Here is a 12,243-nt window from a genome sequence, read left to right on the forward strand (position 1 = left end):
AACCCGGAAGCTAAGCCTTACAGCGCCGATGGTACTGCAGGGGGGACCCTGTGGGAGAGTAGGACGCCGCCGAACAATCATTGCTGAAGAACCCCTGGTCCCATCGGATCAGGGGTTCTTTGCTTTTCCGGTGTCGTATCGTCGGATCATGGACGATCAGACAGCGGTCACTGCGAACGATGTGCTCCGGCCCGAGCAGCGCGACGGCGCCCTGCGTGTTCTGGCGGAGGCCCAAGCCGTGGACGGTCGGGCCGCTGTGTCCGAGCAGGGCCGGCTCCGGCTGCGGAACGCGGAGACCCCGCGACCGGGGGTCCGCCACCTCGTCGAGACCGGAGCCGGCGCCGTCCTCGGCTACGGCCAGCTCGAAGTGCCCGAGAACCCGGCGGCGAACCCCGCCGCCGAGCTGGTGGTCGACCCGGCGGCCCGCGGCCGCGGTCTGGCCCGCCCGCTGGTGGACGCCGTCCTGGCGCAGGCCCATCGGGCGGGGCGTGACGCGGTGGACTTCTGGGTGCACGGCGGCCACCCGGCGGCCCGGCACCTGGCCGGGGCGTACGGCGCCGAGCTGGTCCGCGAGCTGCGGCAGATGCGCCGCACCGGCCGGCAGGCGGAGGCGGTGGCCGTCCCCGAGGGCTTCGAGCTCCGCACCTTCCGCCCGGGGGAGGACGACGCCGAGTGGCTGCGGCTGAACGCCCTCGCCTTCGCCCACCACCCGGAGCAGGGCGGCTGGACCGGGCAGGACCTGGCCGAGCGGGTCGCCGAGCCCTGGTTCGACCCGGCCGGCTTCTTCCTCGCCACCCGTGAGGGCAGGGTGGTCGGCTTCCACTGGACCAAGGTGCATCCGGCCACCGCCACCGAGCCCGAACTCGGCGAGGTGTACGTGGTCGGCGTGGACCCGGCCGAGCAGGGCAGCGGCCTCGGCCGCGCGCTGACCGCGGCGGGCCTGCGCCACCTGACCGGCACCGGCCCCGGCGAGCGCGGACTGGACACCGTTCTTCTCTACGTCGACGCCGACAATCCGGCCGCCGTGCGGGTATATGAACGACTGGGGTTCACCGTTCACGAGGTGGACCTCATGTACCGGGCCCGGTACCGGGCCGACCGGCCGTCCTAGCCGCTGCGGGGAGCGGCCGGGAGGGCCCCCGAGCGGTCGCGGGCGAGGGAAGGGACGGCGACGCCCCTTGCCCCGACCGACTCAGCTTTCCTCCTGGCCATGCGGTGTTTACCGTGGATTCAATTGCTGCCGCGAAGATCACAGGATGAAGTCCGTAGTGTCTCGCTCGTGCAGAGTCGACCGCCACGCACCGGCCGGTCCTGTACGGACCGCGCCCGGAGGGTGGGTGTTGTCCCCGGGGGCGACCCGGAGCGGGGGCGACGGCCCGCAGAGCCATACGTGTCCGGACGCCGTCCCGCTGCTGGAGGAGCTGGAGCCCATGAGCATCCCCCGCCCCGTCTCTGCCCCGCTGTCGCCCACGGCCCGGATGTCCAGCGCGCTGGGCATTCCGCCGGAGCTGCCGGCCACGGACGAGGAGGAGTTCGAAGCGCTGCCGCAGGGCCGCTTCCTGGACCGCGAGCGCAGTTGGCTCGCGTTCAACGAGCGGGTGCTGGAGCTGGCCGAGGACTCGGGCATCCCGCTGCTGGAGCGGGCGAAGTTCCTGGCGATCTTCGCGAGCAACCTGGACGAGTTCTTCATGGTCCGGGTGGCCGGCCTGAAGCGCCGGATCGCCACCGGCGTCGCCCAGCGCAGCGCCTCGGGCCTCCAGCCGCGCGAGGTGCTGGACCTGATCTGGACCCGCTCGCGCGAGCTGATGGCCCGTCACGCCGCCGCGTTCCAGCAGGAGGTGCTGCCCGACCTGGCCGCCGAGGGCATCGAGGTGGTCCGCTGGTCGGAGCTGGCGGAGAAGGAACAGGCCCGGCTGCACACGCTGTTCCGGCAGAAGATCTTCCCCGTGCTGACCCCGCTGGCGGTGGATCCGGCGCACCCCTTCCCGTACATATCGGGGCTCTCGCTCAACCTGGCCGTCGTGGTGCGCAACCCGGTCTCCGGCCACAAGCACTTCGCGCGCGTCAAGGTGCCGCAGTCGCTGGCCCGCTTCCTGGAGGCCTCGCCCCAGCGGTACGTCCCGCTGGAGGACGTCATGGGCGCCCACCTGGAGGAGCTCTTCCCGGGGATGGAGGTGCTGGCCCACCACGCCTTCCGCGTCACCCGCAACGAGGACCTGGAGGTGGAGGAGGACGACACCGAGAACATCCTCAAGGCCCTGGAGAAGGAGTTGATGCGGCGGCGCTTCGGCCCGCCGGTGCGGCTGGAGGTCGAGGAGTCGATCGACCCGTACATCCTGGACCTGCTGGTGCGGGAGCTGAACATCACCGAGGCGGAGGTCTTCCCGCTGCCCGGGCCGCTGGACCTGACCGGGCTGTTCGGGATCGCCGAGCTGGACCGTCCGGAGCTCAAGTATCCGAAGTTCGTGGCCGGCACGGCCCGCGGGCTGACCGACGTCGAGTCGGCCTCCCAGCCCGACATCTTCGCCGCGATGCGCGAGCGCGACGTCCTGCTGCACCACCCGTACGACAGCTTCTCCACCTCGGTGCAGGCCTTCCTGGAGCAGGCCGCCGCCGACCCGGACGTGCTGGCGATCAAGCAGACCCTGTACCGCACCTCCGGCGACTCGCCGATCGTCGACGCGCTGATCGACGCGGCCGAGTCCGGCAAGCAGGTGCTGGTGCTGGTCGAGATCAAGGCGCGCTTCGACGAGCAGGCCAACATCAAGTGGGCCCGCAAGCTGGAGGAGGCCGGCTGCCACGTGGTGTACGGCCTGGTCGGGCTGAAGACGCACTGCAAGCTCTCGCTGGTGGTCCGGCAGGAGGGCGACACCCTGCGCCGCTACTCGCACGTCGGCACCGGCAACTACCACCCGAAGACGGCCCGGCTGTACGAGGACCTCGGTCTGCTCACCTCCGACCCGCAGGTCGGCGCCGACCTCTCGGACCTGTTCAACCGGCTCTCCGGCTACTCGCGCCGCGAGTCCTACCGCCGCCTGCTGACCGCCCCGCGCGGCCTGCGCGACGGGCTGGTCTCGCGGATCCACAACGAGATCGCCCACCACCGGGCGGGCCGTCCGGCCCACGTGAAGCTCAAGGTCAACTCGATCGTCGACGAGGCCGTGATCGACGCGCTGTACCGGGCCTCCCAGGCCGGGGTGCCGGTGGACGTCTGGGTGCGCGGGATCTGCGCGATCCGCCCGGGCGTGCCGGGGCTGAGCGAGAACATCCGGGTCCGCAGCATCCTGGGCCGCTTCCTGGAGCACTCCCGGGTCTTCGTGTTCGGCAACAGCGGCGATCCGGAGGTCTGGATCGGCAGCGCCGACATGATGCACCGCAACCTGGACCGGCGGATCGAGGCGCTGCTGCGGATCACCGATCCGGCGCACCGCGCCGAGCTGTCCGGGCTGATCGACCTCGGGATGTCGGACGAGACCGAGTCCTGGCACCTGGGGCCGGACGGCGCGTGGACCCGCCACTCGCTGGACGCCGAGGGCCGACCGCTGCGACACGTCCAGGACCTGCTGATCGACTCGCGCCAGCGCCGTCGGGCCGCCACCTCGCGCTGACGCGTCCACCGATGCGAAGCCGCCGGGACAGCTGCCCGCGAGACTCCCGAGGGCAGCTGTTCCGGCGGTCGGCCGCCAGCTCCGGGGACCGCCCGGGGGAACGGGGATCTACCACGCCATGACCGAAGCGCCGATGACGGCCCAGGCGGCCGCCACAGCGACCGCCGGGGACATCCTTTCCCGCCACCTGACCGCCCAGGCCGGCGCCTTCCTGCGCGCGCTGCCGCTGGCGGTGGGCGAGGTCGGCGCCAGACCCGGGACGGCCGCGCTGGTCCCGTCGGCCGGTACCTCCGACCTGCTGCGGGCCGTCCGGCGGATCGGCGGGCTGCTGCACACCTTCGGCCCGGTCTTCGAGCAGACCTGGGCGCAGGAGTCGCGCACCGAGCTGCGCTGGCTGCTCAACCTGCTGGCACTGGAGCCCGGCTACGTCCGCCGCTCGGCCCGGCTGCTGGGCGCGCTGGACTCGCTGAGCGGCAGCGACCCGGACGGGACCGGCATGCTGGCCGGCCACGCGGGCGTCCCCAAGGCGCGGGCGCTGCTGGACCGGCAGCTGACCCTGGCCCGGACCAGGGCGCACTCCACGGTGCTGCAGGAGCTCCGCTCAGCCCGGCTGCACGCGCTGGCGGACCGGATGACCCTGCTGGTCGGCGACGCGCCGCTGCTGGAGTCGGCGGGCGGCCGGGCCCCGGCGGTGCTGCTGCCGCAGGCCGCCGCCGCCTTCGCCGCGCTGTCCGCGGGCGCCCAGCAGCTGCCGCTGCGGCGGGCCGCGACGCCGTACGGCGGGGACGGGCTGCGCCGGCTGGGCGCGGTGCCGCCGTCCCGGGGGGCGACGGACGCGGACACCGCGCTGGCGGCCGACGACGCGCCCTGGGCCCGGCTGCGGATCCTGGTGAAGCGGGCCCGGTACGCGCTGGAGGTGTGCGGCCGCCCGTCCTCCGAGCTGGACGGGCTGGACGCCGTGCTGGCCAGGCAGCAGGAGGCGGCCGACGCCGCGGTCACCGCCGCCACCGCGGCGCGGACCCCGCGGATCACCCCGGCGACCGCGTACGTGCTGGGCGTGGTGCACGCCGACCAGCGGCTGGAGGTGGAGTCGGCCCGGTACGCCGTCGGCCGCCGCTGGCCCGAGCTGCCGTCCGGCCCGGACGGCTGGCTGGAGCTGGTCCCGGCCGACGCCTGGGGGCTTCCCGCCGCACCCGGGACGGTCTGAGGTGGACGAGCGCCCGGGCACCGACCGGGCGGCGACGGGGACCGCCGCCGGGACGGGGCACGCCCCGGTGATCCTGGCGGCCGGGGCGGTGCTGTGGCTGCCGGGCCGGCCGAAGAAGGGCGGACGGCTGGGGCGGCCGCGGATCGCGGTGATCCACCGGCCCAAGTACGACGACTGGAGCCTGCCGAAGGGCAAGCTCGAACCCGGCGAGGGGCCGGTCGACGCGGCGCTGCGCGAGGTCCGGGAGGAGACCGGCTTCCACTGTCTGCTGGGCCCGGAGCTGCCCACCCAGCACTACCGGGTGCAGGGCCGCCCGAAGGAGGTCCGCTACTGGTCGGCGGTTCCGTCGAGCGGGTCCTTCCGGCCGAACCGGGAGGTGGACCGGCTGGAGTGGCTGCCGGCCGGGAAGGCCCGCGCGCGGCTCACCCAGGACCAGGACCGGTTGCTGGTCGACGCGCTGCTGGCGGTCCTGGGGGCGCGACCGGTGCGGGCGGCCGGGGCCGCCCCGGTGAAGGAACGGTGGAAGTGATCTCCCCGCGCCCTTGCCGTGACGCAACCGTTACTACCTGACGTAGTTTCCTGTCATCCGTTCGAGGTTCACTCGCCGTTCACTTGCGACCGGCTGTCGTGTCACCTGCCCGGCCTAACTTCGGGACCACCGGAGGGCCGCACGGGCCCCGGACCACAGCAAAACCCCTGCTGGGCCGTACCCGTACGGCCCGTGCGAGGGCAATGCCACAGAAAGGGACACCCCTGTGAAGCTCCAGCGGAACGGCCGCTCCAAGGCCCTCGCGATCGGTGCCATGGCGCTCGTCAGCTCGCTGTCGCTCGCCGCCTGCGGATCGGACAACAACAACAACACGACCGCGACCGGCGGTACCAACGGCTCCACCGCGGCCGGCGCCGCGATCAACTGTGGCAAGGCCGGTTCGCTGATCGCCGCCGGTTCCACCGCCCAGGGTGCGGCGATGGACGTCTGGAAGACCAGCTTCGCCGCCGCCTGCTCCGGCAGCACGATCAACTACCAGGGTGGCGGCTCCGGCGCCGGCATCCAGCAGTTCAACCAGGGCAAGATCCAGTTCGCCGGCTCCGACTCGGCCCTGAAGCCCGCCGAGATCGAGGCCTCCAAGGCGGTCTGCACCGGCGGCCAGGGCATCGACCTGCCGATGGTCGGCGGCCTGATCTCGCTGGTCTACAACATCGACGGTGTCGACAACCTGGTCCTGGACGGCCCGACCTCCGCCAAGATCTTCGACTCGCAGATCACCAAGTGGAACGACCCGGCGATCGCCGCCCTCAACCCGGGCGCCAAGCTGCCGGACGCGGACATCCAGACCTTCCACCGCTCGGACGACGCCGGCACCACCGAGAACCTGACCAAGTACTTCGCCGTCGCCGGCGGCGGTGCCTGGACCTACCCGGCCGGCAAGGCCTGGGCGGCCAAGGGCGGCCAGTCGGCCAACGGCAGCGCCGGCGTCTCGGCCCAGGTGAAGCAGGTCAAGAACTCGATCAGCTACGTCGAGCTGGCCTACGCCCAGACCAACAGCCTGAAGAGCGCCGCGATCAACACGGGCGCCTCCAAGCCGGTCGCGGCCACCGCCGAGAACGCCGCCACCACGATCGCCAAGGCCCAGGCCGCCGGCACCGGCAGCGACCTCGCGCTGAAGCTCGACTACGCGACCAAGGAAGAGGGCTCCTACCCGCTGGTCCTCATCACCTACGAGATCGTCTGCGACAAGGGCAACAAGGCCGAGACCCTCGAGACCCTGAAGTCCTTCCTGACCTACACGGCCAGCGACGCGGGCCAGAAGGCCGTCGGCGAGAAGGGCTACGTCCCGCTGCCGAAGGCCGTGACCGACAAGGTCAACGGCGTCATCGCCACCCTGGCCTGACCCGACAGGACCCCCGGTGGGGCGGCCCCGTGAGCGAGGGGGGCCGGGGCCGCCCCACCGGAACGCACCACACCCAGCACCACGTCCGGGGCACCGCCGCCATGGTGCCGTCCCCCTTCCCGGGGCGGCACCACCAGACCGGAGTAGACCAATGACTTCATCCTCCCCTGCCGCCCCGCGAGGCAGGGAACGCCGGCCGCGCGACAGCCGGGTCGGCGACAAGATCTTCATGAACCTCGCCCGGGGCTCGGGCATCCTGCTGCTGGTCATCATGGCCGCCATCGCGGCGTTCCTGACCTGGCGGTCGGTCCTCGCCCTGAGCACCAACGAGGGCAACTTCCTCACCAGCTTCGAGTGGACGCCGGACGCCCCGAAGCCCGTCTTCGGCATCGCCGTCCTGGCCTTCGGCACCGTCGTCAGCGCGGTCATCGCGATGGCGATCGCCGTTCCGGTGGCCATCGGGATCGCGCTGTTCATCTCGCACTACGCGCCGCGCCGGATCGCCCAGCCCTTCGCCTACCTGGTCGACCTGCTCGCCGCCGTCCCCAGCATCGTCTACGGCCTCTGGGGCGCGCTCTTCCTGGTGCCGCACCTGGACGGCCTGAACAGCTGGCTCAACGAGTACCTGGGCTGGACCTACGTCTTCGACCAGACCAGGACCGGGACCCCGCGCAACCTGTTCACCGTCGGCATCCTGCTGGCCATCATGGTCCTGCCGATCATCACCGCGGTCTCCCGCGAGGTGTTCCGCCAGGTGCCGCGGATGCACGAGGAGGCGGCGCTCGCGCTCGGCGCGACCCGCTGGGAGATGATCCGCACCGCGGTGCTGCCGTTCGGCCGCCCCGGCATCATCTCGGCCTCGATGCTCGGCCTCGGCCGCGCGCTCGGCGAGACCATCGCGGTCGCGGTGGTGCTGTCCGCCAGCAACGTCCTGTCGCTGCACATCCTGGACGCCGGCGGCGGCACGTTCGCGCAGAACATCGCGCTGAAGTTCAACGAGGCCGGTGACAACGGCCGCGACGCGCTGATGGCCTCCGGCCTCGTCCTGTTCGTCATCACCCTGCTGGTGAACGGTGCCGCGCGAATGATCATCGCCCGCCGCAAGGAGTACTCGGGGGCCAACGCATGACCGTCACCGCCGTCGTCGAGGACGCCCGGCCCGTCGGCCGTCCGCTGACCGCCAACCGCCTGCCCAAGTGGGCCCCGGCCGCCGTCGCCGCCGGCTCGATCGCGCTCGGCTGCGGGATCGGCCTGGCCGGCGGGCTGGCCAGCCACCTCCAGTGGGGCCTGATCTCGGCCCTGCTCTTCCTGCTGGTCGGCTACGCCCTCTCGGCCAGGGTCGAGGGCCGCCGGCAGGCCAAGGACCGGCTCGCCACCTCGGTGGTCTGGGTCGCCTTCATCCTGGCCGTCGTCCCGCTGGTCGCCCTGTCGTTCTACACCGTCCAGCAGGGCATCGACGTGGTCGACGGGAACTTCCTGGGCCACTCCATGAAGGGCGTGATCCAGTCCGGGCCCGGCGGCGGCATCTACCACGCGCTGATCGGCACCCTGGAGCAGGTCGGCCTGGCCACCGCGATGGCCGCCCCGATCGGTCTGCTGACCGCCGTCTACCTGGTCGAGTACGGCCGGGGCAGGCTCGCCAAGGCGGTCACCTTCTTCGTCGACGTCATGACGGGCATCCCGTCGATCGTCGCCGGTCTGTTCGTCCTCTCGCTCTGGAACCTCGCCCTGGGCTTCGGCTACTCCGGCTTCTCGGGCAGCCTCGCACTGGCCATCCTGATGATGCCGGTCGTGGTCCGGTCCACCGAGGAGATGCTGAAGCTCGTCCCGAACGAGCTGCGCGAGGCCTCGTACGCGCTCGGCGTGCCGAAGTGGAAGACCATCCTGCGGATCGTCCTCCCCACCGCGATCGGCGGCATCACCACCGGTGTGATGCTCGCGGTCGCCCGCATCACGGGCGAGACCGCCCCGGTGATGATGCTGGTGTTCGGCGCCGACTACATCAACAACAACCCGTTCGACGGGCCGCAGCAGTCCCTGCCGATGTACATCTGGACGCAGTACTCGCAGGTCAACAACGACTTCGGCTACGCCCGTGCCTGGGGCGCGGCGCTGGTGCTGATCGCCTTCGTGATGGGGCTCAACCTCGTCGCCCGGGGCATCGCGCGCTGGCGCTCGCCCAAGGGCGGACACTGAGCGACCGACTGACGTACGAGACAGACGAGAGAAGCAAACGATCATGGCCAAGCGCATCGACGTCAGCGGACTGTCGGCCTTCTACGGCACCACCAAGGCCATCGAGGACATCTCGATGAGCATCGAGCCCCGTTCGGTCACGGCCTTCATCGGCCCCTCCGGCTGCGGCAAGTCCACCTTCCTGCGGACCCTCAACCGGATGCACGAGGTGATCCCGGGCGCCCGGGTCGAGGGCAAGGTCCTCCTGGACGACGAGAACCTGTACGCCTCCAACGTCGACCCGGTCGCCGTGCGCCGCTCGGTCGGCATGGTCTTCCAGCGCCCGAACCCGTTCCCGACCATGTCGATCTACGACAACGTGATCGCCGGTCTGCGGCTCGCCGGCGTGAAGAGGAAGTCCGTGCTGGACGAGGTGGTGGAGCGCTCGCTGAAGGGCGCCAACCTCTGGAAGGAGGTCCACACCCGGCTGAACAAGCCCGGGGCCGGCCTCTCCGGCGGTCAGCAGCAGCGCCTGTGCATCGCCCGCGCCATCGCGGTCGAGCCCCAGGTCCTGCTGATGGACGAGCCCTGCTCCGCGCTCGACCCGATCTCGACCCTCGCCATCGAGGACCTGATCGGCGAGCTGAAGGAGCAGTTCACCATCGTCATCGTGACCCACAACATGCAGCAGGCGGCCCGCGTCAGCGACCGCACCGCCTTCTTCAACCTGGCCGGCGTCGGCCAGCCGGGCAAGCTGATCGAGCTGGACGACACCCAGCGGATCTTCTCGAACCCGCAGGTCCAGGCGACCGAGGACTACATCTCCGGCCGCTTCGGCTAGACCCGGCCCCGGCACGGGCGGCGCCCCGGGCGCCGAGGAGCGTGACGGACCGCGAGCTGTCCCGTGGTGCTGCATGGCGGTGCCGCCGCGGGACATGGAAAAGGGCCCGCCCCCGAGATGTGGGGGCGGGCCCTGCCCGTTCGCCGGTCCTGCGGGGGCGTCAGCCCCAGAACAGGTGGACGAACCAGTACACCAGCGCTGCGACGATGGCGGCCGCCGGCATCGTGATGAACCAGCCGAGCACGATGTTCTTCGCGACGCCCCAGCGCACCGCGCGGATCCGCTTGGTCGCGCCCGCGCCCATGATCGCCGAGGTGATCACGTGCGTGGTCGAGATCGGCGCCTTGAAGACGAACGACGTGATGTACATGACGGTCGAGGCGGTGGCCTCGGCGGCGAAGCCCTGCGGCGGGTCCAGCTCGATGATCTTGCGGCCCAGGGTCCGCATGATCCGCCAGCCGCCCGCGTAGGTGCCCAGCGAGAGCATGGTCGCGCAGGAGATCTTCACCCAGACCGGGATCCCGTTGCCGGCCTGGTGGCCGGAGATGGTCAGGGCCATGACCACGATGCCCATGGTCTTCTGGGCGTCCTGGAGGCCGTGCGCCAGGGCCATCGCGGCGGCCGAGGCGGTCTGGGCGACCCGGAAGTTGCGCTTGGCCCGGTGCGGGTTGGCCCGGCGGAAGATCCACAGGATCGCCAGCATCACCAGGAAGCCGCCGATCAGGCCGACCACCGGCGAGACGATCATCGGGATGACGATCTTCTCGAGGACCCCGCTCCAGATCACGTCGACGCCGCCGGCCAGCGCCGCGCCCACCATGCCGCCGAACAGCGCGTGCGAGGAGGAGGACGGGAGGCCGAAGTACCAGGTGACCAGGTTCCAGGCGATCGCCCCGACCAGGGCGGCGAACAGGATCGCCATCCCCTGGTTGCCGCTCGGCGTCTCGATGATCCCCTTGGAGACGGTGTGCGCCACCCCGCTCCCGAGGAACGCGCCGGCCAGGTTCATCACCGCGGCCATCGCCAGCGCCGCCCGGGGGGTGAGGGCCCGGGTGGAGACCGAGGTGGCGATCGCGTTCGCCGAGTCGTGGAAGCCGTTGGTGTACGTGAAGAAGAACGCAACGCCGATGACGGCGATGAGTGCTGCCATGTCCACGAGGGTCAGGACTCCTTGACGGCGATGGTCTCCACCGTGTTGGCGACGTGCTCGAAGGCGTCCGCCGCCTCCTCAAGGACGTCCACGACCTGCTTGAGCTTGAGGACCTCGATGGCGTCGTACTGACCGGAGAACAGGTGGGCGAGCAGCTTGCGGTGGATCTGGTCGGCCTGGTTCTCCAGCCGGTTGACCTCGATCCAGTACTCGGTGAGGTTGGACATGCTGCGCAGGTTGGGCATCGCCTCGGCGGTGAGTTCCGCGGCGCGCGCCAGTACCTCGATCTGCTGCTCGATGCCCTTCGGCAGGGTCTGGATGTCGTAGAGGACGACCAGGTCGACGGCCTCCTCCATGAAGTCCATGATGTCGTCCAGCGACGAGGCGAGGCTGTAGATGTCCTCGCGGTCGAAGGGCGTGATGAAGGACGAGTTCAGCTGGTGGAAGACGGCGTGGGTGGTGTCGTCCCCGGCGTGCTCGGCGGCGCGCATGCGCTCGACGATCTCCGCACGGGCCGACACGTCTGATCCCAGCAGCTCCAAAAGGAGCTTCGATCCGACGACGAGGTTCTCCGCCGCGGCGGCGAACATGTCGTAGAAGCTCGTCTCCTTCGGGGTCAGGCTAAAACGCACGGAAATCTCCGATGTGCGGGGTAGGGACTGAACGATGCTAGGTGCAACCAAGCGCAATCACGCAAACGGGGTGTCGGGGAAGGAGCCGGAACCTCCCCTTCCGTTCGACTGCCGCACCGGGTGATCCGGGCGCACCACCACGTGGGGGCGCGAGACCTCAGTCTGACGGAACCTCGCCCGGATTGTCCCCGTCGTGCGCACGGAAGAGCGGGGCGCCGCTCAGACGGCTCAACCGACGGGCACCCGTCCACCGGGCCCCGCGGCACATGCCGGGTCGGCCGTCGGAACACCACGGAAGGCCCCGGTGTTGGACACTGGTGGCCGACGCAGCCACCAGGCACTGAGACGAAGGCGGGGCCGATGACCACGACGCAAGCGCGCACCGAGCCGGAGCACGCGCAGGGGACCGACCCCCACGCCGGCCACGCTCCGGCGGGGCACCACGGCCCGCACGGCTACAGCGCGCAGAAGGACGCCCACCTCAAGCGGCTGCGCCGGATCGAGGGCCAGGTCCGCGGCCTCCAGCGGATGGTCGACGAGGACGTCTACTGCATCGACGTGCTCACCCAGGTCTCGGCCAGCACCAAGGCGCTGCAGTCCTTCGCGCTCTCCCTGCTGGAGGAGCACCTGCGGCACTGCGTCGCCGCGGCCGCCGAGGAGGGCGGCGCCGAGCTGGACGCCAAGGTGGCGGAGGCCACCGCCGCGATCAGCCGCCTGCTGCGCAGCTGAGCCGACGGG

At 71.2% G+C, this 12,243-nt stretch carries 11 protein-coding genes and 1 rRNA gene; 10 read left to right on the top strand and 2 right to left on the bottom strand.

Translation table 11 applies throughout. The annotated features are described in order from the left end of the window. The 9 genes from rrf to pstB all read left to right on the top strand — a co-directional run. Positions 1 to 75: ribosomal RNA gene (rrf, locus tag ACFY0X_RS34435) — 5S ribosomal RNA — on the top strand; the annotation flags it as partial. Positions 76 to 148: 73 nt separating this feature from the next. Further along, the gene (gene mshD / locus ACFY0X_RS34440) at positions 149 to 1,111 is read left to right on the top strand and encodes a mycothiol synthase (RefSeq protein WP_387760456.1); all 963 of its coding nucleotides are present in this window, start codon (positions 149 to 151) and stop codon (positions 1,109 to 1,111) included. A 145-nt stretch (positions 1,112 to 1,256) separates the two neighbouring features. Beyond that, entirely contained in the window at positions 1,257 to 3,608 is a 2,352-nt protein-coding gene (locus tag ACFY0X_RS34445; RefSeq protein ID WP_387760457.1) for an RNA degradosome polyphosphate kinase, read from the top strand. 118 nt (positions 3,609 to 3,726) lie between these two features. Further along, positions 3,727 to 4,815, top strand: coding sequence for a CHAD domain-containing protein (locus ACFY0X_RS34450; RefSeq protein WP_387760458.1), 1,089 nt, complete (start codon positions 3,727 to 3,729; stop codon positions 4,813 to 4,815). A gap of 67 nt (positions 4,816 to 4,882) precedes the next feature. Further along, on the top strand, positions 4,883 to 5,344 hold the full coding sequence (locus ACFY0X_RS34455; protein ID WP_387760515.1) for an NUDIX hydrolase: 462 nt from the start codon (positions 4,883 to 4,885) through the stop codon (positions 5,342 to 5,344). Positions 5,345 to 5,570: 226 nt separating this feature from the next. Further along, a complete protein-coding gene (gene pstS, locus ACFY0X_RS34460; RefSeq protein ID WP_387760459.1) occupies positions 5,571 to 6,707 on the top strand; it encodes a phosphate ABC transporter substrate-binding protein PstS in 1,137 nt (378 codons plus the stop codon). A 151-nt stretch (positions 6,708 to 6,858) separates the two neighbouring features. Continuing rightward, complete coding sequence (gene pstC / locus ACFY0X_RS34465; protein ID WP_387760460.1) at positions 6,859 to 7,836, top strand: phosphate ABC transporter permease subunit PstC; 978 nt, start codon at positions 6,859 to 6,861, stop codon at positions 7,834 to 7,836. Continuing rightward, on the top strand, positions 7,833 to 8,903 hold the full coding sequence (gene pstA, locus ACFY0X_RS34470) for a phosphate ABC transporter permease PstA (protein ID WP_387760461.1): 1,071 nt from the start codon (positions 7,833 to 7,835) through the stop codon (positions 8,901 to 8,903). The genes pstC and pstA overlap by 4 nt, the downstream gene beginning before the upstream one ends. A 43-nt stretch (positions 8,904 to 8,946) precedes the next feature. Continuing rightward, positions 8,947 to 9,723, top strand: a complete 777-nt coding sequence (pstB, locus tag ACFY0X_RS34475) for a phosphate ABC transporter ATP-binding protein PstB (RefSeq protein ID WP_387760462.1) — start codon at positions 8,947 to 8,949, stop codon at positions 9,721 to 9,723. 160 nt (positions 9,724 to 9,883) lie between these two features. On the opposite strand, the gene ACFY0X_RS34480 is transcribed toward pstB, so the two are convergent. Beyond that, complete coding sequence (locus ACFY0X_RS34480) at positions 9,884 to 10,879, bottom strand: anion permease (RefSeq protein ID WP_387760463.1); 996 nt, start codon at positions 10,877 to 10,879, stop codon at positions 9,884 to 9,886. A 5-nt stretch (positions 10,880 to 10,884) separates the two neighbouring features. After that, positions 10,885 to 11,505, bottom strand: coding sequence for a DUF47 domain-containing protein (locus ACFY0X_RS34485; RefSeq protein WP_030059626.1), 621 nt, complete (start codon positions 11,503 to 11,505; stop codon positions 10,885 to 10,887). A gap of 360 nt (positions 11,506 to 11,865) precedes the next feature. Between ACFY0X_RS34485 and ACFY0X_RS34490 the strand changes: the two genes are divergently transcribed. Next, positions 11,866 to 12,234 (top strand): metal-sensitive transcriptional regulator, encoded by a 369-nt coding sequence (locus ACFY0X_RS34490; RefSeq protein WP_387760464.1) that lies wholly within the window; start codon positions 11,866 to 11,868, stop codon positions 12,232 to 12,234. Positions 12,235 to 12,243: the final 9 nt, after the last annotated feature.

It is taken from the genome of Kitasatospora sp. NPDC001547, assembly GCF_042894165.1.
GTDB lineage: Bacteria > Actinomycetota > Actinomycetes > Streptomycetales > Streptomycetaceae > Kitasatospora.